Below are 22,830 nucleotides of genomic sequence, written 5' to 3'. Positions count from 1 at the left end.
ATCTTAGAAAGCATTGTAACGAAATAGAATTAAAAAATAATATTAGCTCATAAAAAAAATGCATAATATTTCTCTCCTACTAGTTAACTATAGCCCAATTTTTGGGGATTTTGTAATTCGGCTTAGGTTGTGTGATTTCTTCTATATAAATCGAGTGATTCGTGGCAACCTTCATGGCAACCGTTGCCATATTGGTACGTTTTCGGTTTGTCAGTGACCGACTTTTTTCCTATTTTGGGTTATTTAAAAGCCCTATTTTGGGCACTTTTATAAATTTTTAGAGCTTATGCTACAATACCGCTATGATAGAACTTGATAACCGAACCACATATTCCTACGATCTCTCTGTTTTAGAGCAAATCGCAGATACCCTTACAAAACAAGAAATAGAGCTAATCTTCACCGATAATGCTGAAATAGCTGAAATCAACCGAGAATTTCGCGGCATCGACAAAGCCACTGATGTGCTCAGCTTTCCCAGTGATCCGTTTCCCGGTGCACCGCTTGGCAGTATCGTCATCAGTATCAACAAAGTCCAAAGTGTTGCTCATGAACTCGGACACAGCGATAGTGACGAACTCGCCCTCCTCTTTATTCACGGCATGCTCCATCTCTTGGGTTACGACCATGAAGTCGATAACGGCGAAATGCGGGAAAAAGAGATCGAATTAATCGAAAAATTTTCTCTTCCAAAGAGCCTAATTGTTAGAACACTTGAAGAATGATTTACGGAGTGACTTGAACCGAAGCCGTATCACTCGCAGGCTTTGGCTTTTTGATGTATCCTAATTCATCCAGTTTATTATAAATCGACGATACGATTCCCCCCGTTGCTTCTCCGCCATGTCCACCGTGCTCAACCATTACCGTTACGATAAATTGCGGATTATCAGCCGGTCCATACGTAGTAAACCATGCATGTGATCGTTTGAGGTACTCCATATCTTTTTCATTGAGACGGTTTTTGACCGTTTGGCTAATCCCTGTTGTTTGCGCCGTCCCGGTTTTTCCGGCTATAGGAAAACGGGTAGAAACATATGCTCTAGCCGTACCTCCAGGCTCGTTACATACACCTCGCATTGCATTTTGGATGATCGGCAGTTTTGCTTTCTCTTGAGGTGTTAAAACATCCAATGGAACCGGTGTATTGGGGGTGTTGCCGATCATTTTTGCAATATGAGGCACCGGTAGAAGCCCAGTCGCCATCAAAGCCGTCTGCTGTGCAATCTGCATTGGCGTAACCAGTAAATCTCCCTGTCCGATCGATGTATTGAGCGTTTCACCTTGAAACCATGGTTTATGGAATTTTTCCCGCTTCCATGCACGGCTTGGAACCGTACCGATAAACTCATTTGGCAAATCGATACCGGTTTTTTTCCCAAGACCCATTCTGAATATACCGTTGCTCATCCGATCGATACCGACTTGAAGCGAGCCTTGATAAAAATAGTCATCACAACTCTCAACAATTGCCTTGGTAATATTTGTTGCTCCGTGACCATTTTTCTTCCAGTCACGAAAGGTTCTATTTCCTAAACGCATCGATCCGGTACTCATGATCGTCGTATTTTCATTCCAAACACCCGACGTGATGTAGAGGAGACCCATATTATTTTTAATTGTTGAGCCCGGAGGATACAGACCGTTAATCATTTTGTTGGTAAAAGGGGAATCGACACTGGTCATCAACGCATTCCACTCTTCAGGGCTGATTCCCGATACAAATGTGTTTAAATCGTACTCAGGATAACTTCCTGCGGCATAAATTGCACCGTGGATATCCATAACTATGATCGTTCCAACCCGTTTTTCAAAGGCCTGAGTTATAAAATTTTGAAGTCGCATATCCAAATTGAGCACAAGATTATGATTCTCTTGTGTTGCGCTTCGTCCTATCTCTTCGATTTCCACATTGTGAGCATTTACTTTGATACGGCGCTCTCCCGCAACCCCTTGAAGATAACCGTTATAGTATTTTTCAATACCGTTTTTACCGACATGCCCCAATAATTTTAAAGAGGAATCGGCATCTATCTCTTTTTGATTCGCTTTTGCAACGTAACCGATCAGATGAGCTCCAACCAATCCGTAAGGGTAAAGACGTTTCGGAGAAGGCGAAATTTTAACGGTTCCGCGCAAATTCAAAATGGAGTATAACGGGATAATCGTTTCATGGGAAATAAAATCGACAACATCGATAAATGAGTGATTGTAATACGAATCTTCCTGTATATACGTTTTTGCAATTTTATCAGCATCCAGCGTAGGGATCATCGTTCGCAAATACGCAATCTCTTTATCTAGGAGTGTACGGTCCTTTCCTTTTGTCAAATGGGGAGCGAATGCTATTTTAAAACCTAACTCATTGATCGCTACCGGCTCATTATTTCGATCCAGAATTTCACCCCGTACAGGCGCAGTAAGCTCTGATTTTATACTATTATTTTCAGAAAGAGACTCATAATAGTCATTGGATTGAACCGCTAGGTGAAAAACTCTGACAATCAGTCCGATCCAAATAATGATGAATAATGTTATTAATATTTTTATTTTCATATTAAAGCCGCAATTACCATAAATTCAATCACCATATAAAGGAGTATATGCCAGTCTATTTGAGGCAAACTAAGCAAAAAAAGTTTATTGACAAACCAAACAAAAAACCAATAGAGGGGATATGCGAGTCCAACAAAGATAGCAGCCATACATGCTCTACATCGAATAATCTGTTCAATTTTAGGGATAACATAGCGAGACAAGAGTGTAAAAAACACTACAGTACTTCCAAACCAAAACCCTTTTTCAGCTTCTAAGACCAAAAGCATCACCATAATAATCATAAGTCCAAAAAGATTATGTTTACTTAGCGCGTTATGATATGCAAAAAACAAAACTGCTAACAAAGGGGGCATCAATAAATAGATACTGCTTAAACTAATGTATCCGATAAAAAGTACAACGATAAAAAGTTGACTTATAACGTTTTGATCAGCGAAACTTCGTTGCATACGGGAAAGTGTTTACATTTAATACAATCAGCCCAGATCTTGTGCTCTGGAATTGATTCTTTAGGAATTTCAAAAAATCCAAGCCGTTCAAAAAAGCGCTGTTGGTAGGTCAATGCCAAAACCTCTTTTAGTCCTAATCTACGTCCTTCTTCACAAGCGTTTTGAACCAAAGTACTTCCAATATTCATTCCACGGTACGCTGGATCGATAATCATAGAACGCAATTCCGCCAAGAGCGGAGAATGAATATGCAATGCGACAAACCCTACCAGCTTTTCTCCATCCAAAGCTAAAAAATATGAGCGGATATTGGTAGCTATTTCATCATTGCTTCGATGCAAAATAACCCCACTCTCAATTTCCGGCGCTACAAGCTGCTGCATTGCAGGAATATCAAGCAGTGTCGGTTTTTTATAGGTTATGTGCATACATCATCACCTTTAAGCAATTGATAGAAATATTTCACAATCGTATCAATACCTTTACGTTTGGAATTCGAAACCATTAATGCTTCCGGAAAACGTTTTTTTAGTTCAGAGAGCTCTTTTTGGTTTAGTTTATCGATTTTTGTAAAAATCGTTACTATTGTCTGATCCGGAGTACAGATATCTTCCAAATACTCACTTACAGAACGGTCGATTGCCAAATCAGGATGACGGCAATCGATGAGATGGACAAAGATCCGAATTTGTTTCCGTTCGGCAATAAAATCGGTTAGATTTTTCTCCCAGTCGGTTTTTAATGACTTAGCGACTTTGGCATACCCAAATCCCGGTAAATCAACAAACTTTGCACTTAAGCGGGCATTTTCGTCACGATCAGCGAATACTACATCAAAATAATTAATAAGGCGCGTTTTCCCCGGTGTGGCAGAAACCTTTGCCAGCGATTTTCGTTGTGTCAATGAATTGAGTAACGAGCTTTTCCCGGTGTTGGAACGTGCCATAAAGGCAACTTCGTTTTGAAATTCATTTTCCGGTGCAAGACGTATATTCGGCGCGGAGGTCACAAAGTGAGAATCAATGATCTCTATCATTTCGTAGGGCTTTTTTCTTTTGTTTTTTTGTCTTGCAAGGTGAAAATCATAACAACAGGTTCTTGGTTGGCACTTTCAGCAGAAGCATTCCCAGCAACGGTATTCACGATTACCTTATCCCCTTTAACTCGTCGATAGTCATCCAAGCGAAGCAAATCGACTTTTTGAAAAAATTGATATTCATTGGCATTTGGAAGATAAATCGCCGTTTGAGATTTTCCGCGATATTTTTCATTCATCTCCGTCACAATATAAAAGGAGACATCCCCTTCCGCTAAATATTTAATCGGTTTTTTCTCACTATCGGTATAGATCGTCACTTTTGATGCATTCAGCTCGTCTAAACCTTTCGTTATTTTTACTTTACCGGTAAAAACGGAGATCCCCTTTTGTTGATCTCCCTTAAAATTATCAGAGATTACTTTGAGCTCTTCACTCCACAAGAGTGTCACAAAAAGAGGGGATAAAAAAAGTAATTTTCGTAGCATAGTCTAATTCCTATTTTAATTGATAAATACCGCATACTCGATCAGCACTGACAGTATCTTGTTTCGTATTGTATTTGAGTGTTGTTCCCGTAACACGATTTGCTTGTTGAGTAATAACAAAAGAACCTTGAGTCTGAATCAAAGAGCGGTTCGCATCGTACGTTCCCTCTTTCGAACGAAATTCCAAACCGTCTTGACGAGCATAATGGACATTTCCGTCCACTTTTAAAAGATCATTCTGATAATCGGCATGATCTGAACGAATAGAATGAAATAAGGTTTTCGTATTATCGCTAAATTTCGCTGACGTTATCACATACCGCGTTTCGAATTTTTTCCCTTCATCCCCTTCTAGAATGCGATCAATCCCTTTTTGTGAGATTTCATAGAGTGTAAAATTCGAAAGTTCGATTTGAGGAATCTCTTTATTTTTGTCCAGCATCGTGTAATCCGGAGTAAAATAACCATACATTCCCATCAGCAATCCGACCAGCAAAAGAAAAAAAAGATTAATCGACATTTAAATCCATAAAGCCAAAAATTTTTCTTCTTCACCGTTGCGGCGAATCACTTTTTCGATCATTTCTCTCACACACGCATCTCCGCCTCGTCGATCCAAAACTTCTGCAAACGATTTAAGATAATCCGATCCGTCATTTGGAGTATAAGCTTGACCAGCCCATTGAAGCAAATTGTAGTCGTTTAGATCATCACCGATGACTGCAACCTCATGTGCTTCGATTCCTAACTCTGAGCACATCTGCATTGCAACGGCACGTTTATCTTTTACCCCTTGATAGAGATGAGCAATATCGAGTTCTTTAGCGCGATGTGCGACAATAGACGAATCACGTCCCGTGATAATCGCAGCACTGTGCCCCATTTTAACCCATGCTTTAATAGCAAATCCGTCTTTGACATTAAAATTTTTGAGTTCTACACCATCAGCAGTATAAATGATTTTGCCATCACTCATACATCCATCGACATCCAAAATAAGGAGTTTAATCATAAAACCCCTTTTGTACTCGGTACTCCGGCTCGATCATTGTGAGCTAAAGCACGACGAAGCGCTACGGCAAGGGATTTAAACGCCGCTTCAATGATATGATGCTTATTTTTACCCCGTACCATCACGATATGGGCTGTAATGCCGGCATTAAACGTTACCGCCCGAAAAAACTCTTCGGCTAATTCGGTATCAAAAGATCCTATTTTTCCGGATACCGGAACATCGTAGACCAAGAAAGGGCGGTTGCTCAAATCAAGATCGCACGACACTGCCGCTTCATCCATAACAATCGTTGCACTCCCGAAACGTTCTACTTTTTCAATCGGATAGATAGCTTCACGCAACGCTTGTCCTAAAACAATCCCAATATCTTCTACACTATGGTGATCATCGATATGAACATCACCCACACATGTGACAGAGAGGTCAATTTGAGCGTGTTTAGCAAAACTCTCAAGCATATGATCCAAAAAACCCACTTTCGTTGAAACGGTACTTTTACCTTCACCGCAAATTTGAAGTGACAAATCGATATCGGTTTCTTTAGTTGTTCGTTTTTTTTGAATCATCATTATTCCCTTATGATAAAGGAGCCCTCAAAATAGCCCCGTGAAATGAAATCGCGAGCTTCAGCTTCACTTTTGAATCCGCCAAGCCAGACACGAAATAGACGTTTGTTATTATACTGTGTATCTTTTATGATTGCCGAATACCCATTAAAAGATGTGTATTTTTCTTTTGTTATTTTTGCCCCTTCAAAGCGTTCAAACGATCCAATTTGAACAAAGAAGTTTGTCAAGACACTCTCTTTGGGTCCTTTGGCAATTCGTTGCATATCGATAGTTCGGGCTGATGCCGGTTCAAATCCTAAAACTTCCAATGTTACCAGCGCCGTTCCATTCTTTACAACACCGATCTGCTCTGCTGCAGTATAGGAGAGATCGATGATACGATTATCAACAAAGGGGCCACGATCATTGATGCGAACGATAGTTTGAGCATTCGTATCGTTATTGGTTACCCGCACGACCGTATTCATCGGCAATGTTTTATGTGCAGCGGTAAGGGCATACATATCGTAAGCTTCTCCGCTTGAGGTCGATTTGCCATGAAAATCTGGGCCATACCAGCTTGCTCTTCCACTAAAAGTATCTCCGACATGAACGACTGTCGGATAATATTCTTTACCGAAAACGGTATAGGGACGCATTGTTGCTTGATACTCACCATTACTTTTGTAAATGGTAGACGCTTTTGAGGACAATTGTTCAGAAGGATATTTTTGAGACGGTTTTGATGGCTGATAGGAATACGATCCGGATTTCATCGTACATCCACCGAATAAAACGATCAGAATTGTTATGAAGGATTTAATCACCAATCTTTACTTCCTCCCCTTCATAAAGCGTATTTGATATAAAAGGATTTTTTGATTTCAACTGTTCTATTGTTATATTATACAGTTTCGCGACTGAAGCGACGGTTTCACCTGATTTTGCCTTGTGGATACGCGGATTCATAAGAAATGGTTTGTTTATTGGAATTTTAACATGCCGATTGATATTGCGTTCATCGTCTCCGATCATATTTTCCATCATTATCGACGTTTTTGATACATTATAGCGCTTGGAAAGCTGTTCAAGTGACTCTCCGGATTTTACTCTGTCTAAAACGAAATACCCTTTAAGCTCTTTTGGTCGATATTTTTGACGAAACTCATCCAATTTATCTTGAGGTATATACACAGGGTAGGCTTGCTGATTTGGAGGGGTAACCCCTTTTTTCAAATGGGTATTGAGTTTTAATAACTTTTTCTTCGGCATTTCAAGTACGGCAGCAATCCGATCTATTTTCTCCCCTTCTGGCAAATATACCGTTGCGATCGGGTTATCTTTTGGAGCATCCGAATAAGCATCATATTGTAGTTTGGTAATAAAGACATCATCGGTCGCCAATAAAGCCAAAGCAACCACTTTTCGAATGTAGTTTCGGCTCTCCGGAGGCAAATACGCCCGTTTAGGATCCGTTAATATACGTATATCGATTGTTCCCGCTCTCTGAATTGCACGATTCAATCTTCCATCACCGCAGTTGTATGCAATCAATGCCAAATACCATTTTCCGAATTGCTTTTTTAAACTGCTCAAATAGGCAGTAGCAGCACGGGTCGATTTGATATGATCACGCCGTTCATCAACAAACTGATTAACTGCTAATCCTTGAAGTTTTCCGGTACTCTCCATAAACTGCCATAGCCCAGCAGCCCCTTTAGAGGACGTGGCATTACCGCTTAGCTGCGATTCTATCAAAACGACAAATAAAAATTCACTGGGCAAATCCGACTGAGCGATCAAAGAAGACAATAAGGGGATGAAAACGTCTCCCCCTTCCGTGATATCTGTAATTCCTTGAAGTGTACATTCACGTTTTTTCTGATCGTAGGCATCATGTAAGTAGGGATCTTTTAAATAGTATGGAGGTATGTCAAAATGACGAAGAACGTCAAGTTTTTTTTGATCATTTGGATCAAATCCACCTGCAATGAGCAATAGCGGGATACAAAGTATCAGCAATAATCGACGCTTCATATCCCCTCCATAACTGCATTACCTCAATCTAAAAAGGTGTTTTGCATTGACTGAGGTTAAAGACTCTATTTGCGCAACATCCATCCCCAAAAGTTCCCCCATTTTATTCGCAATAAAACGGGTATATGCAGGTTCATTTCTTGTTCCGCGATGGGGATGCGGTGTTAAATAAGGGCCATCCGTTTCGATCAATAATTTGTCTAAGGGAATACGGGGAAGTATATTGACCAGTTTTTTTGCATTTTGAAATGTCACAACACCGCCGATTCCAAAATAAAAGCCGTAATTTGCCAATGCGAGTAACTCATCGTCCGCATTATAACAGTGAAGCACTCCCCCAACAGCATCAGCCCCCTCTTCTATCAAAACCATCTTGGCATCATGACTGGCATCCCGGATATGAACAATAAGCGGTTTCTTGATACGTTTTGCAAAACGTATTTGTTGGCGAAAAACATCATCCTGACGCTTTTTTTCTTCATTCTTTTCTTCTTCCGATCCCTCTAGGCGAAAGTAATCCAATCCGCATTCACCGATAGCAACACATTTTGGATGAGCAGCATATTTTTCCCACTCTAGCATCTCAACATGCTCCATATCATAAGGGTGTACACCAACCGCAAAATAGATATTTTCATACTGTTCAGATAGTTCAACAGCTCGATCTAACGTACCTGGATGGGCACCCGGAATAATAAAAGCTTCAACTCCCTCCTGATAGGCACGCTGTAACATAAGATCAAAATCTTCTCGATAGCGCTCATCGTCTAAATGGATATGTGTATCGATAATCATGCTAATCCTCGTGAACGTTCAAATAGGTCTCGTGCAAAACCTCGGGCTTCATCACTGATGGCATCTCCGCTGATGATTCGGGCAATCTCTTCAACCCGTTCATCATTGTTTAATTCACGAACACGACTTTCATGATCTTTATAAATCAAAAAGTGCTGTTCTCCCATCGAGGTCAACTGGGGCTGATGAGAAATCACAAAAATCTGATAGCGTGTCGAGAGGTGACGAAGTACTTTTGCAACGCTCATCGACTCTTCACCGCTCAAATTGGCATCGATTTCATCAAGCATCAAAACACCGCCGTTCTTTTCTAAACTCTCTACTCCCACAGCAAGCAATGCTAAACGAAGACGGTTGAACTCACCAGAACTCAGTTTATCAAGTTTTGTCCCGCTAAGACCCAGTATCACCTTATCGGATCCAGTCGACCCAAGAGGAGTATGTTCCAAAGAAAGAGTCGCTTCTCTCAAATAAAGCATCCCCAAATAGCCGTTCAAGCTTTTCAATGTTTCATCAAGTATCTCATGACGATAGCCGGAGAGGCGTTGAGCCGATTGTTCCAACGCAAGCTTCAGCGAATCGATCTGTTTGATTAACTCATCTTTTGAGTGTTCAATACTCTCATAAGACTCAATCTCACTCTTTTTTTTATCACGGTATTCCAACGCTTCTTCTACACCGCCATACCGTCGTTTCAATTCTGCAATTTGTTCAATACGGTCCAATATCGACTCTACCGAAATATCTTCAAGCTCTTCTAAACGTTCCGACGCACTTTCAAAAATATTTCGCAATTCATTCATCGCATCATCAAAAAAAGCACTATCAGTTTCAAGAAGTCCTAGCGCAGAGCTGACAGCAGTTTCATAAGCAAAAATTGAATTGGCCTGAGAAATTACTTGTTCGATTTTTTCTTTTTTGGAGAGCTGCTTTTTAATCAGTGTCAGCTCTTCATCTTCCCCTATGCGTGGCTTTATCGCATCAATTTTATTGATTTCAAATTGTGCAAACTCTTTGAGATCCGATAAATTCTTTTCTTGTTCTTCTATCGTTTTTAACTGATCTGCATAGATCTTGTATTCTTGATACTGCGTTTTATGAATAGCTAAAAGTGATCCATACTCAGAGTTTTTAATGCGGATACGATTATCGATAAGATCCAAAAGCGCAGAAGGCTCAAAATCACTATAGTCTTTTAAACTCAGATGTCTTAAATACCCTGAACTGATCGATTCCATAGAATTTTTCGAAGTACTTTGGTTGTTAATAAAATAACGTGTTTTTTCTTTTTTAACGTGACGAAAAATGTTTGGTAAATCATTCTCAATGCCATAGCGTTCTTCATCAATTTCCCATCCGACAGAGGATTCACAGACCTGTGCTTCCACACTATCCAAACCTACTGAAGCTAGGATAGAACGCATCAAAATAGACTTTCCGCTACCGCTGGGACCGGTGAAAACAACCAATCCCGGATGAAACTCCAATGCGGCCTCTTTAAAAGTCAAAAACTCTTTTAGATAAAAGCGCTCGATCATTAATTACCCCATCCCAATTTCTCTTTAAGTACTTCAAAATAGCTAAATTCTTTACTGTGGATCAAATGTGCTGCACCACCGGCTAGTTTGATGTGAACCGTATCTTTATCACTGATTTCAACCATATCTTGACCGTCTACGATCACTAATGCAGAGGGATCGGGTGTTTTCATTTCGATTTCAAAATGACCCGGTAAAACAACAGGACGTTGTGTCAATGAATGAGGACATATCGGAGTCAATGCAAATACTTGAGTCAACGGAAACAAAACGGGTCCTCCCGCTGAAAGGTTGTAGGCAGTTGAGCCCGTAGGTGTAGAGATAACAACACCATCACCAAAATAGGTATTGAAACTTCGACCGTCTACATAGGTTTCCAAGCTGATCATTTTTGCAATCGAAGGACGGGTGAGCACGATATCATTAAATGCATAAATCGTTGTTTCACCGCTCGATGTAGTAATGGTAGCTTGCAATATAGCCCGCTGATCGATTCGGTATTCACCCTCGATCATCATATCCACAAACGACTCTAACTGTGCAAAATCCAAATCCGCCAAAAAGCCGAGTTTTCCGGCATGAACCCCCAAAACCGGAAGTTGATAGCGATATGAACGACGAACAGCTGATATGAGCGTTCCGTCTCCCCCTATGGTCAGAATAAAATCGGAATTTTGACACATCATGTCAAAAGGCTGCCCCATAGAGCCTATCATCCCACCGCTGAGATTGTCAATGATTACTTCGATACCACGCGATTCAAAAATTCGTTTCGCTTCAAAAAACATATCTTTTAATTCTGGTGTTGAGGGGCGAAGAACGATACCGACACGATTAATATTAGTTAATTTCAATATTTTGCCCCTTTTTCTTTTCTTCTATTATAACAAAAATGAAACAAGGGACAAAATTTATGACATTTTGTAATAATCTAAAGCGATCCCTTCACGCAAACCATCATCGATGATGATGGCTTCTTCAACCCCCATCGATTCATAAATAGCCGTAACCATCAAAATTCCGGCAATAATGAGGTTTTCTCTTCCTACTCCCACAAAACGAATACGCGCAGATTCATCCATATTCTCTAAGTCACGATATACACGATAGCAATCTTTCAAACTCAACCGATATCCGTTGATTACATTTGGGTTGTAACTCTCATAATCCATACCATTCAAATATGCGGCAATCGTTGTAGGAGTTCCAGCCGTTAGGACCAAGATCGTCTGAGCTGATCCCACATGATCTTTAAGTGAGTGTTTAAATTCGAGTATCTTCGTCTCCAAATCATTATCACTAGATTCACTTAATGTTACAATTCCGAAATTCAGACTAACAGTTTGGATATGAGCACTATTGTATCGGGTAAGTTCTGTCGACCCGCCGCCAATATCCGCCAGCAAAAAATCCGAAGGTTCAATATTGAGCGTTTTCAACCGATACCGAACAGCATTGAGAGTTAAAAAAGCCTCTTTTTTACCGTCAATAATCTCAAAAAAAATCCCGGTAGAGCTTTTGATCGTTGATAAGACTTCATCGGCATTCTCCGCCATACGCATAGCTGCAGTCGTATACCCTAAAATCGGCTGAGTAAAATCAAAATGTCCCTTGGCTTCATTGATAGCGTCAATAATCCGGACTACTGCATTTTGACCTATCCGTTTAGATTGATGAAGATTCTCTGCCGTTCGGACAATTTTTTCAAAGCTTCTAAGCCATAATTTTCCGTCAAACTCAATGAAACGGATCGTATTGGATCCCAAATCGATCGCTATCATTCAACCTCTTTGCGTAATATCATAAATCTTAGTAGAAGGGGACCATGTTTCAATAGAGCCTTGTCGTAAAGATGCGGTTTCAATTGCAGATTGTGTCACTTTTCTTAACAAATTTATAATGGCATGTATCCCTTCATCTATACCGAACAACCCAATGTATTGCCGAATTCCGAATTCAATCTGACTTTGCTGTGCATTCATCCGTATTTTATTTTCGAGTTGAACGCAATACGCTTGAGCGACTACGGCACCCATAGCGGCATATTTTGGACGAATGCCGAAATACGGTTCAAATACTGCCAAGGTCTCTTTTGCGTCTCCTTTGGCGGCAAAACGCTGCGCTTTATCAACAGCACTGTTCCATTGACGTTCTAGGACTTGTGCTTCAGCGGTATCATAGAGCAATGGAAAAGTACTCAAATAAGAAAATGCATTGGAGAGATTATTGGCTGCTATCGCTTCAAAGAATAGATGTTTTATCCGTATTGTATTGATTATTTCTTGCGCTTCTACCGCATAATCAGGAAAAGATACAAGAATTTCACACGCTTTTCGAGCTGTTGCAAATTCTCCGTTTGAATACGCTTTTTGCGATTGGATATAAAGCTTATCTGCATACTCCATCACTTCAGCGTATTCACTAAACTCTTTTAAAAACGGATGCTTTTTAATCAAGGCAAAAAACTTGACATAATCGCGCTGAGCAATAATTTTTTTGAAATAAAGATACATTTTTCGATCTTCGAAAAGTTGCTGTATCAATGCCGTTTTTTCAGAGATTCCTCTGTAGGGTGCGAATAATTCTTTGGCTTTTTCATCGCCATTGGATGTTAAAATCAACTCTTGCGCTTTGAAAAAAAGTTTTTTCCATTTTAACTCCAATTTACGATACACGTCCGTCTCTTGAAATGCCGGATATTGCTTCGCCAATGAATATGCGATGGATAAACGCCCCTCTTCAGCCGAATTTTTAAATTGCTCGTATTTCTCATACGATCGAAACATTTGGGTAATAAGTGCATTTTTTTTCGGAACGAGTGTAAATGGAGTAAAAACCTCTTTTGCTTTTGGAATTTGACTTTTTTCGAGATACCCTCGCCCTTTTTCTAAAACATCCATCCATATTTTTTCGGCTAATTCATACGTTTTAGAGTACAAAAGCATCGGATTGTCATCGAGTGCGTCATAAAAAGGCTTATATTGTCCCTCTTTGAATAATGATGCGTAGCGTTCTTCATTTCCCAACAGAGAATAAATGAGAATTTTTCCCTCTAGCGTACCAATAGCCAACCGAATAGGATCACTCAAAAATTCGGATGAAGTAATAATATCGTTCACTTTAAGATATCTAGAAGAGATTTGCTCCATAACGTTCATATCATACAAACCGATATTACCCAGCTTTGTGGTTACAAACACAAAGCGTTTGCTGGTGCTGATAGAGAGGGAGGTGATTTCATCATTCATTCTTTGAAGCCGCTTGATCACTTTTCCGCTACTCATATCCCATACGATCAGTCCCCCTTCTTTATCGGCGGAGAGGAGCTTGGCATCAGGAAGAAAAATGATTTTCACGATAGGAGCTTTGTGTCCGCGAAGTTTGATAGGTTTGTTCATCATTGCAATGTTGAGAAGATTGATCGTGGTATCAAAACTCCCCGTAGCTATCCATTGACCATTATCGTTAAAGGCAACGGTTGTAACATAATCAGCATGAGGAGGGAGAGTAAAAGCGAGCCGTGAAGTTTTCAAAACCCATCCAAACGATTTCCCATCTTGCCCACACGTGACAAAATATCGTCCATTCGGATCCAGCCCTACACTCTCAACCTCTCCATTGTGAAATCCGGCTTTGTAGAGCAATTTACGTTGTGACAAACTAAACAATGCTGCTTGATTGGTCCCTAAAATCGCTGACACCGAATATTCTCCATCAGGGGTCAAATCGACATAGCTACCGATCAGGCGTTCGTGCAAAATATTGGTTTTAAATCCATCCAATACTTGATACGTCGAAGAATCTATAATTCTCAACGCATTTTGTGCATCAATAGCGGCTAAATTACCATTTGAAAGTGTTTTAAGAAAGAGGATAGGATGTTTAAAACTTAAAACTTTTGAAACATCCATATTTATGCTTCCTTAGTGTTCTTCACTGATTAAATATCGATTATCTTTTAAAGCACTGCGAATTTGTTGTTGATGTGCTTCCCCTTTTGTCTCAAGGTGTATGGTTACATTTGCATCCCCATACGCCAATGATGTAGAAGTACGATCATACTCAATATGAACAATATTGGCATTCAAATCTTGGAGCATTCGGGTTAGCTGCATCAAAGTTCCCGGTTTGTCGATCAATGTAACCGTCAGCTTCATTTTACGACCCGATTTGATTAACCCTTTTTCGATAATAATCGAAAGCAAAGTGACATCCATATTCCCGCCGCTTAGAACTACACCTACATTTTTATCTTTCAAATGGTCCATTTTGTGATGAAGCAATGCGGCAACACCTGCAGCACCTGCCCCTTCTACTACCAATTTTTGACGTTCCAACAAAAATAAAATCGCATTCGCTATCTCTTCATCATCAACACTCACAAATTCATCGACAGAATCAAGAATATGTGCGAGGGTAATCGGTGATGTATCTCTAACTGCAATTCCATCAGCAATGGTTCGAACACTCGTCGTATCGATAGCAGTCTTTGCATCAAATGATTGACGCATGGCAGGCGCTCCAGCTGCACCGACACCGATCACACGGATATGCGGGGCAAGTGCTTTGATGGCTGAGGCCATACCTGAAATGAGCCCACCACCACCGACAGGGATGATGATTGCATCTAAATTGTCCATACATTCGAGCATCTCAAGAGCAAGTGTACCCTGCCCCGCCATAACAGCTTCATCTGCAAACGGATGAACAAAGACCAACCCGTGTTCAGCCCCATACGATGATGCATAAGCATACGCTTCATCATAATTAGAACCTGCCAAAATGACTTCCGCACCGTAATAGCTTACCCCGTTAATTTTTGTCAAAGGGGTTGATTCAGGCATGACGATAAGAGCTCGGGTTCCGAACATTTGAGCTGCCATGGCAACTCCTTGGGCATGGTTGCCTGCACTGGCCGCAATAACACCGCGAGAGCGTTCTTCATCACTGAGAGAAGCTATTTTATTATACGCCCCTCGAATTTTGAATGCTCCGGTGACTTGAAGATTCTCTTTTTTGAGATAGACGTTACATCCTGATTCTTGACTCAGTCTCGGAGCATGCCCAAAAGGGGTTTTCACGATGACATCTTTGATCCGTTCATTCGCTTCATATATAGTTTGTAAATCGATCAAACTTTCCCTTTAACCATGGATGAGACGATGCTCAACCATACTGCAATGATTTTGTACCACTTTCATCCCGGCATTACGTGCTTTCTCGGCGGCTTCGTTATTCACAATCCCTTGTTGTGCCCAAAATACTTTCACATCTTTGCGTGCAATACACGCATCTGCAATAGCGTCCAATGCATCAGGCTTACGAAATATATTCACCATATCCACTGAAAACGGGATTTCCGCTAATGATCGATATACTTTTTCCCCTAAAATCGTTTCCTCTTTCGGATAGACAGGGACAATCGTATAACCGGCATTTTTAAGATACTCAGCTACACGGTAGCTGTCTTTTGTCGAATCAGGGGAGAGCCCTAAGACCGCAATCGTTTTCACCTCATCCAAAATCGTTTTAATTTCATCATTGGTCGAATTGACGGTTGGAAATTCGCATTCCATATTAGCTCCTTCTTTGATAGATAACTTTCTTATTATAGCTAAATTATTTAAACACTTTTTTTCACTTCGCCGATATAACGCTGTCTTGGGCGAGCTATTTTCATCTCACGATCATTTTTGAGTTCAATCCATTGGGTAATCCACCCTACCGATCGACCAATAACGAAGATAATAGTAAACATCGATTTTGGAACTTTAAGTGCCGTAAGAATCAGTCCCGAATAAAAATCGATATTCGGATAGAGTTTACGCTGTATAAAGTATTCATCGCTCAATGCAATCTGTTCTATTCTCTCGGCAACCTTCAACAATTCGCTGTTGACACCGAGCTCATCTTTTAACTGATCCAAAAGATTTTTGAGTATCTTCGCCCGCGGATCAAAGTTTTTATAAACACGGTGACCAAATCCCATCAATTTAAACTCATCATTCGGATCTTTTGCACGTGCAATAAAATCATCTACTTTGTCTATACTACCAATATATTCAAGCTGTGCTATGACCGATTCATTTGCTCCACCATGTGCTCTTCCCCATAATGCGTTGATCCCTGCCGATAATGCAGCATACGGATGAGCTCCCGTAGAAGCAACGGCTCTGACAGTAGAAGTAGAAGCATTTTGTTCATGATCGGCATGGAGAGTAAAAATGGTGTCAAGGGCTTTGATTTCTACATCACGTATTTCAAGATTCTCTCCCGGATATGCACGCATCATATAAAGAAAATTTTCGGTAAATGGGCGTTCTATGTCAGGATAAATATAGGGAATACCAAACATTCTGCGATGTGTAAATGCGGCTAATGTTGGGATTTTAGCGATAATACGCCGCGCCATGATTTGCGCTTCTTCTTCGCTCTTTACGTTTAGATGTTCGAAATAAAATGTCGATAATGCGGATACAGCTGATGACATCATCGCCATCGGATGCGCTTTATCGGGAAACGCATCAAATAACCGCTTTAGCCCCTCGTGGACAAAAGAGCGTTTTCGCAATTCCATATCAAAAGAAGCCCGTTCTTTCTCATTCGGCAATTTTCCCGTTAAAAGTAAATAGGCTACATCCAGATAGCTTTTTTTTGTCGCCAAATCACCGATATTATATCCGCGATAGAGCAGTTCTCCTTTTTCACCGTCAATATAGGTGATAGATGAACTGCAGCTTGCTGTTGAAGTAAATCCAGGATCATAGGTAAACATACCCGTGTCTTTGTAGAGAGTACGTACATCTATCACATCGGGACCTATATTTCCCTCTAAAATTGGAAATTCATAACTTTTTCCCGTACGGTTATCGGTTAGGGTAACGCTTTTCATACCGTTTCCTTCTGACTTATTAAGAGGTAATATAGCATTTTTCATGTAATTTTCCCGTTATAACCTTCTTTTTGAATTTTATACTATAGAATATTCTTATTCTATCCAACCCTTTAAAAAGAGCAATATGAAGAATCACCATTATGAAGTTTTGATTGTCGGTGCAGGTATATCAGGATGTGCGTTAGCGTATGAACTCGCTCGATATACCGATATCACCCAGATTGCGGTTGTAGAAAAATATGGTTCGATTGCATCGTTAAACTCCAAAGGAACTGCGAATTCTCAAACCATTCATGTGGGTGATATCGAAACTAACTATACCCTCTCAAAAGCTGCAATTACAAAACGTACCGCTAAAATGGTCGAAAAATATTGCCTTCAGCACGGCTACCAAAATGACATCATCTTTTCCCACCAAAAAATGGCGCTTGGGATCGGGGAAGAAGAAGTAGAATTTCTACTCCATCGGTATGAAGAGTTTTCTGAACTTTTTCCGTATCTCGAAGTATGGGACAAAGAACAGCTCAAAACGCTTGAACCGCGTATTGTATTTGATCATGAGGGTAAAGAGCGTCCTGAACAAATCGTCGGCATCGGTGCTAAAGATCAATGGACGACAGTCGATTATGGCAAAATGGCTGAATCTTTCATTACAAATTCCAACAATGAACCCCATACCACGGTTGATCTCTTTTTGGATTCTCCGATCATCAACATCGAAAAAAATAGTTCTCGCGGCTATACTGTCCATACCAAAAACGGTATTTATACCGCAGACTTTGTTGTGGTCGATGCGGGTGCTCACAGTCTTTATTTAGCCCACTCTTTGGGATATGGACTAGAGTATGCGTGTCTTCCGGTAGCGGGGAGTTTTTATCTCACCAATGAGAAACTCCTCAACGGAAAAGTCTATATGATTCAAAATCCAAAACTCCCGTTTGCAGCTCTGCACGGAGATCCAGATATATTAGCAGGGGGCAATACGCGGTTCGGTCCTACAGCTCTCGTTTTACCAAAACTTGAACGCTTTACCGGCGGCACCTATCTGGATTTTTGGAAGACCTTACGGCTCGATCGAAACGTATTCAGTGCATTATGGAAACTTTTGCGGGAATCCGATATCCGAAACTATATTTTTCGTAATTTTTTATTCGAAATTCCATGGTTAAACAAACGCCTGTTTTTACACGATGCTCGTAAAATCGTCCCGTCCCTACAGCTTCATGAATTTAGCTATGCACACGGCTTTGGAGGAGTCCGTCCCCAAGTCATCGATAAAAAACAGCAAAAACTTCTTTTAGGAGAAGCGTCCATCAATACCGGCGAGGGGATTATTTTCAATATGACGCCATCTCCGGGTGCAACCAGTTGTCTAGGTAATGCAGAGAGAGATGTACGTTATATTGTCCAATATCTTGGTAAAAAGTTTGACGAAGAACGCTTTAATAATGAACTGACCGATGGCGAATATTGCGTTTTGTCAGCACCGATAGAAGCGCAAAAGAAAACCGTCAATGCAATACGCGAAGCGATGCATCAACATGAAAAAGAGTACTTTGAAGAGATCCATATCGGTAAGCCGCATGAATCATTCTGGGATAAACCCCATAGTTTATGGAAAAAGAATAAGTGATCTGAAGGATTAAAAAATCTTTTCAGCCCATACGTCACTGAATACTTCAATGTACTCATAAATAGCCGAATAGACACTTCCGATAGCAATGCTCATAACTCTTCCTTAATCCGATAAGATTAAAATGTACAAGCAAAGTTTATTCCATTTTTTTGATACGGTTAGTAAACCGAAAGTTACTGATTACTCTGCTCCGTATGCTTGTTTGATGTAATTTTCCAACTTTCCATCCATCGCACTAACGATTGAAGCCAAAATTTTATCCTTCTCATCATTGGTCAGTTTATTACCGGTTGATTTTTCGATAGAGTAAATTGCGGTTGATGCAGCCGTATCCAAAACATAGTTGTTAAGTGCCATTGCCATTTTAGCCGTATGATCGCCGACAACTTGTGATATATGATGTTGAAGTTCTAATAACAGTTGTTCATTCATTTTACTGTCCTATTTTTGATTTTCAACATTATAGCTTAGAGGATAGGTTGTATTGATTCGATCGGTATATTCTTCTTTTCATTGACATGATAAATCCCTTGAAATTGATGAGGATATATATCATTAAATTTTCCGACATATCCCTTCGGATCTGTCACTTCCGCATAAAAATACTCTTTACCGCCAATAGTTAAACGTGCGCTATTGGGATCCATTTTGGACGGATTATTAATCTCGACCGCAATAAACGCATGATCTTTAGTATAAACCAAAAGACAGTTATGGTGTGTCTCGAGAAGTATCATCGCGAGCAACTGCGCTTTTTCGTCACAATCACCCCCATTTTTATTGATCACTTCAACAGGGGTTCTATGTTTGTTCGATCGGACATAAGGGATATGCGATACATAAGTAAAGGCTTGATTTACTTCACACGCTTCATTACCGCTGCACCGATCTTGAAGATTATTGATAATCGTTTTTAGAGTACTGTGCTCATCAATGTAATACGGTGCATACAGTTCACCTACTTTGATTGCATTTGGCGGAGGGATGATTATGGTTTTCACGTGTGTGCGATTAGTATCAGGAGAAATACTTTTGCTGTTTCCCGTGTGATTTTTATAAACAGCAATGATCAAAATAAGCAAAAGAGGATAAATAACGATACGGATACTGAATGGTTTATGTTCTTTCACACGTAATACCCTCTGTTTCTGACCTTTAATATTTCATGCATTAAAATACATATAATACAACAAATTTATTCAAGAGATATCATTGAAGCTTCAATTCTCATTTGGAATCTCGATATGGACTCAATATTTAAATAATTCAACTAAATAAATTCAATCAGCATTTTGCAACAAAAATGCGTCACTAAATCTATATACTCTGAAAAATATTCCACCCTATTCGTATGAAGGCAGATGACGCATGTTTATTTCAAAAAGCAGATACAACGATTTAGAAACCCAATACAATGCATTGCTACATGAAAACAAGCTACTAAAAAATGAGATTGCAGGCTATAAAGGGAAAGAAGAAGAGAGCCTATTTGAATCCTTGTCCATGTCTGATGATAGTCAAAAATATCATCTTGAACATACTGTAGCCTCAAAATTTACAACTTCTATTATCAACGGTCTTGATATTGTTCAAAAGAATTTTGAACACACATTGGACGGGTTACAGCAAATCAGAAATCTCATTCTCAAAGAGTCAAAAGATTTACAAGATTCCAAACAAGGGATTACCCAGCTCTCCAGTTCTCTTGAGATACTTACCCATTCGTTGTTTGATTCCAACAGTAAAATGGAAGGGCTATTGCAAGGAATAAATGATGTCGGTCAAATTATGTCTTTGATCAATGATATTGCAGATCAAACAAACCTGCTAGCACTCAATGCAGCAATCGAAGCAGCCCGTGCAGGAGAGCATGGACGCGGATTTGCCGTGGTGGCCGATGAGGTGAGAAAACTTGCAGAGCGTACCCAAAAAGCGACCAAAGAGGTAGAAAACAATATTCAAATCGTGCGGCAACAATCCGGTGATATCAGTACGAGCAGCGATCACATGGTAGAAACGGCAAAAGAGGTTCAAAAAACCATTGCCTCATTCCATGAAACAATGAATCAATTTATTACAACATCCAATGGAATCACCGATAAAAGCGAAAATCTGATTGATTACGCATTTGGCAGCTTTGCGAAGATCGACCATCTCTCTTATAAAGCAAATACCTATGCATCCGTGTTCAGTTCATCACCAACGATCGATGCTAAAATGCCTATCAAACAAAATATTCGTGAGTGGTATGATCTTATTCGCCAAAACACACCGAATAAAAATCATGATTTTGAAACAATTGAAACATTACAGCGGGAAATTTTGTCTGCCGTCACCGATATTATACGTATGTTAGAAAGCGGTACCTATGGGACAAGAAAAGAAAATATCATTGAGTTGTTTGAAACGATAGAATCTATATCGCCAAAACTGTTTAACGCAATTGATAAAGCGTAAAACTAGGTATAGCGTAAGCCGGGTTCTGGATATGGCAATAATTAATCTAATACTCTGATCACTCAGAGTCTTTAGCGAAACAATAGCGATGTAGGACGCTAACCATCTGTTTCTTGCTGCGCGGTTGGGTTTACATAGCTCTCTTAGTTGCCTAAGAGACTGGTGGGCTCTTACCCCACCGTTTCACCCTCACCTCTTTCGAGGCGGTCTACTCTCTGTTGCACTGTCCCTCACGTTACCGTGGCCATCCGTTAGATGGAACCGTGTCCTACGGCAGCCCGGACTTTACCTCTTGAGTTTTAGCTCAAGCTATCACCTGCTATACCTATATGTATTATAAAACAATTTTAATTAGAAACGACTCAATACAGAGTGATTTAATCAGAAAGTTTATAGATTAAGCGCCCTGCATATTCCATATAAAGACTTTTTTTGTGAAGTTCAATCTCTTCTTGATGCATCAATGCATAGCTTTCAACAATTCGATTTAATTCATCTTCATTGTGCTGTTGCATTAACATCTTTTCCATAACAGCGATTTTAGTCATAATTTCGTCAAAATCGTATTGATACAAATCTTCACTGACTTGCTTTGCGATATCCCAGTATTTCGATTGAGGTGAACCGCTGAAAATATCGTCTTCGTCTTCAAATAATGCTTCAAATCTTGACATTATGGACTCCTTTTGTATTGCAACAGAGTATCAAACTATTGATTAATAGTAACGTATTCTGGAGAAATTAAAATTATTTTATTAAAAATGTGAAAAAAAAAAGTGTCTTGGGGAATTTTCCGCAGATGCGGAAAATTAAGAAGCCATCGCTTCAAGAGCGTATTTTTTACCGAGGTCATAAGCCTTATTATTAACATCATGAACTTTTGCCGGCACTTTTGAAAGCATAACTTCTCGAAGTAAATCATCATCCAATGCTTTCATAAACGTATTAGCGATCGCCAAAGCAACAACCGATTGAGTAATAACGTTTCCGATTTCATCTTTAGCAATCGTGATAATTGGAATCTCAACGATATTCCATTTTTTACGATCCTCTTCCGTTGGATGAACCAAGTTTGGTTCAACAACGATTGTACCACCTTCAGAAACACCGTTTTTGAAAAGGTTGTAGCTTGCTTGCGCAACGGAGAGCATGAAGTCAATCTCACCGTCATTAGCATACGGATAGAAAATTTCTTCATCGTCCAATGTGATATCAACAACCGTTGGTCCACCACGAACTTGTGAAGTATAGGTAGCGGTTTTTAGACCATGACCACCCTCTTTAATTTTTGCAGCTGCGAAAATTTCACCTGCAAGAAGTACACCCTGTCCGCCAACACCTGTAAATCTCATTAATGTTCTAGCCATTGTGTATCTC

The 22,830-nt window shown here is 40.0% G+C and carries 25 protein-coding genes and 1 other RNA gene; 3 read left to right on the top strand and 23 right to left on the bottom strand.

Going from position 1 to position 22,830, the window contains the following annotated elements:
* The first annotated feature begins 302 nt into the window (after positions 1-302).
* Positions 303-725 carry an rRNA maturation RNase YbeY gene (gene ybeY / locus CJD30_RS07160; RefSeq protein WP_294917846.1) on the top strand — a complete coding sequence of 141 codons (423 nt, stop codon included), beginning with the start codon at positions 303-305 and terminating at the stop codon, positions 723-725.
* A gap of 1 nt (position 726) precedes the next feature.
* Here ybeY and mrdA read toward each other — a convergent pair whose 3' ends face one another.
* From mrdA to CJD30_RS07070, 18 genes are all read right to left on the bottom strand, one after another.
* A complete protein-coding gene (mrdA, locus tag CJD30_RS07155; protein WP_294917843.1) occupies positions 727-2,556 on the bottom strand; it encodes a penicillin-binding protein 2 in 1,830 nt (609 codons plus the stop codon).
* Positions 2,553-2,840, bottom strand: a complete 288-nt coding sequence (locus tag CJD30_RS07150; protein WP_294917841.1) for a hypothetical protein — start codon at positions 2,838-2,840, stop codon at positions 2,553-2,555. The genes mrdA and CJD30_RS07150 overlap by 4 nt, the downstream gene beginning before the upstream one ends.
* Before the next feature lie 134 nt (positions 2,841-2,974).
* Positions 2,975-3,436, bottom strand: coding sequence for an N-acetyltransferase (locus CJD30_RS07145; RefSeq protein ID WP_294917838.1), 462 nt, complete (start codon positions 3,434-3,436; stop codon positions 2,975-2,977).
* A complete protein-coding gene (yihA, locus tag CJD30_RS07140; RefSeq protein ID WP_294917836.1) occupies positions 3,427-4,044 on the bottom strand; it encodes a ribosome biogenesis GTP-binding protein YihA/YsxC in 618 nt (205 codons plus the stop codon). Before yihA ends, CJD30_RS07145 begins: the two co-directional genes overlap by 10 nt.
* Positions 4,041-4,532, bottom strand: coding sequence for a lipopolysaccharide transport periplasmic protein LptA (gene lptA / locus CJD30_RS07135; RefSeq protein ID WP_294917834.1), 492 nt, complete (start codon positions 4,530-4,532; stop codon positions 4,041-4,043). The genes yihA and lptA overlap by 4 nt, the downstream gene beginning before the upstream one ends.
* A 10-nt stretch (positions 4,533-4,542) precedes the next feature.
* Complete coding sequence (lptC, locus tag CJD30_RS07130; protein ID WP_294917832.1) at positions 4,543-5,052, bottom strand: LPS export ABC transporter periplasmic protein LptC; 510 nt, start codon at positions 5,050-5,052, stop codon at positions 4,543-4,545.
* A complete protein-coding gene (locus tag CJD30_RS07125) occupies positions 5,053-5,544 on the bottom strand; it encodes an HAD hydrolase family protein (protein WP_294917829.1) in 492 nt (163 codons plus the stop codon). It lies immediately after the preceding gene.
* Complete coding sequence (hisB, locus tag CJD30_RS07120; protein WP_294917827.1) at positions 5,541-6,113, bottom strand: imidazoleglycerol-phosphate dehydratase HisB; 573 nt, start codon at positions 6,111-6,113, stop codon at positions 5,541-5,543. Before hisB ends, CJD30_RS07125 begins: the two co-directional genes overlap by 4 nt.
* 2 nt (positions 6,114-6,115) lie before the next feature.
* Entirely contained in the window at positions 6,116-6,922 is an 807-nt protein-coding gene (locus CJD30_RS07115; protein ID WP_366722934.1) for a septal ring lytic transglycosylase RlpA family protein, read from the bottom strand.
* The gene (locus CJD30_RS07110) at positions 6,915-8,132 is read right to left on the bottom strand and encodes a lytic transglycosylase domain-containing protein (protein WP_294917825.1); all 1,218 of its coding nucleotides are present in this window, start codon (positions 8,130-8,132) and stop codon (positions 6,915-6,917) included. The genes CJD30_RS07115 and CJD30_RS07110 overlap by 8 nt, the downstream gene beginning before the upstream one ends.
* An 18-nt stretch (positions 8,133-8,150) precedes the next feature.
* A complete protein-coding gene (locus CJD30_RS07105) occupies positions 8,151-8,927 on the bottom strand; it encodes a TatD family hydrolase (protein ID WP_294917823.1) in 777 nt (258 codons plus the stop codon).
* The gene (locus CJD30_RS07100; RefSeq protein ID WP_294917821.1) at positions 8,924-10,465 is read right to left on the bottom strand and encodes an AAA family ATPase; all 1,542 of its coding nucleotides are present in this window, start codon (positions 10,463-10,465) and stop codon (positions 8,924-8,926) included. Before CJD30_RS07100 ends, CJD30_RS07105 begins: the two co-directional genes overlap by 4 nt.
* The gene (locus CJD30_RS07095) at positions 10,465-11,319 is read right to left on the bottom strand and encodes an NAD(+)/NADH kinase (protein WP_294917818.1); all 855 of its coding nucleotides are present in this window, start codon (positions 11,317-11,319) and stop codon (positions 10,465-10,467) included. The genes CJD30_RS07100 and CJD30_RS07095 overlap by 1 nt, the downstream gene beginning before the upstream one ends.
* A 57-nt stretch (positions 11,320-11,376) precedes the next feature.
* Entirely contained in the window at positions 11,377-12,246 is an 870-nt protein-coding gene (locus CJD30_RS07090) for a phosphatase (RefSeq protein WP_294917817.1), read from the bottom strand.
* Positions 12,247-14,376 carry a hypothetical protein gene (locus tag CJD30_RS07085; protein WP_294917815.1) on the bottom strand — a complete coding sequence of 710 codons (2,130 nt, stop codon included), beginning with the start codon at positions 14,374-14,376 and terminating at the stop codon, positions 12,247-12,249. It abuts the gene before it with no gap.
* Positions 14,377-14,388: 12 nt separating this feature from the next.
* Positions 14,389-15,600: a threonine ammonia-lyase gene (gene ilvA, locus CJD30_RS07080; protein ID WP_294917813.1), complete on the bottom strand. Its 1,212-nt coding sequence runs from the start codon at positions 15,598-15,600 to the stop codon at positions 14,389-14,391.
* A gap of 9 nt (positions 15,601-15,609) precedes the next feature.
* A complete protein-coding gene (locus CJD30_RS07075) occupies positions 15,610-16,041 on the bottom strand; it encodes a CoA-binding protein (protein WP_294917811.1) in 432 nt (143 codons plus the stop codon).
* A gap of 47 nt (positions 16,042-16,088) precedes the next feature.
* Positions 16,089-17,357, bottom strand: coding sequence for a citrate synthase (locus tag CJD30_RS07070; protein ID WP_294917810.1), 1,269 nt, complete (start codon positions 17,355-17,357; stop codon positions 16,089-16,091).
* A 127-nt stretch (positions 17,358-17,484) separates the two neighbouring features.
* Between CJD30_RS07070 and CJD30_RS07065 the strand changes: the two genes are divergently transcribed.
* Complete coding sequence (locus tag CJD30_RS07065) at positions 17,485-18,993, top strand: FAD-dependent oxidoreductase (RefSeq protein ID WP_294917808.1); 1,509 nt, start codon at positions 17,485-17,487, stop codon at positions 18,991-18,993.
* 183 nt (positions 18,994-19,176) lie between these two features.
* Here the strand turns inward: CJD30_RS07065 and CJD30_RS07060 are convergent, their stop codons facing one another.
* Together CJD30_RS07060 and CJD30_RS07055 are read right to left on the bottom strand one after the other, a co-directional pair.
* On the bottom strand, positions 19,177-19,428 hold the full coding sequence (locus CJD30_RS07060; protein ID WP_294917806.1) for a hypothetical protein: 252 nt from the start codon (positions 19,426-19,428) through the stop codon (positions 19,177-19,179).
* A gap of 35 nt (positions 19,429-19,463) precedes the next feature.
* The gene (locus CJD30_RS07055) at positions 19,464-20,126 is read right to left on the bottom strand and encodes a hypothetical protein (protein ID WP_294917804.1); all 663 of its coding nucleotides are present in this window, start codon (positions 20,124-20,126) and stop codon (positions 19,464-19,466) included.
* A 238-nt stretch (positions 20,127-20,364) separates the two neighbouring features.
* On the opposite strand from CJD30_RS07055, the gene CJD30_RS07050 reads away from it, so the two are divergent.
* Positions 20,365-21,453 (top strand): methyl-accepting chemotaxis protein, encoded by a 1,089-nt coding sequence (locus CJD30_RS07050; RefSeq protein ID WP_294917803.1) that lies wholly within the window; start codon positions 20,365-20,367, stop codon positions 21,451-21,453.
* Here CJD30_RS07050 and rnpB read toward each other — a convergent pair.
* The 3 genes from rnpB to CJD30_RS07035 all read right to left on the bottom strand — a co-directional run bounded on the left by rnpB (position 21,453) and on the right by CJD30_RS07035 (position 22,820).
* An RNA gene (gene rnpB / locus CJD30_RS07045) (RNase P RNA component class A) lies at positions 21,453-21,781 on the bottom strand. The genes CJD30_RS07050 and rnpB overlap by 1 nt on opposite strands.
* 49 nt (positions 21,782-21,830) lie before the next feature.
* Positions 21,831-22,127 carry a DUF2018 family protein gene (locus tag CJD30_RS07040; RefSeq protein ID WP_294917800.1) on the bottom strand — a complete coding sequence of 99 codons (297 nt, stop codon included), beginning with the start codon at positions 22,125-22,127 and terminating at the stop codon, positions 21,831-21,833.
* 135 nt (positions 22,128-22,262) lie between these two features.
* Entirely contained in the window at positions 22,263-22,820 is a 558-nt protein-coding gene (locus CJD30_RS07035) for a 2-oxoacid:acceptor oxidoreductase family protein (RefSeq protein WP_294917797.1), read from the bottom strand.
* Between the last annotated feature and the right edge of the window lie 10 nt (positions 22,821-22,830).

The organism is Sulfuricurvum sp. PD_MW2 (assembly GCF_002633015.1).
In the GTDB taxonomy this organism is placed as follows: domain Bacteria; phylum Campylobacterota; class Campylobacteria; order Campylobacterales; family Sulfurimonadaceae; genus Sulfuricurvum.
This window is presented reverse-complemented; position numbering and strand designations above follow the sequence as displayed.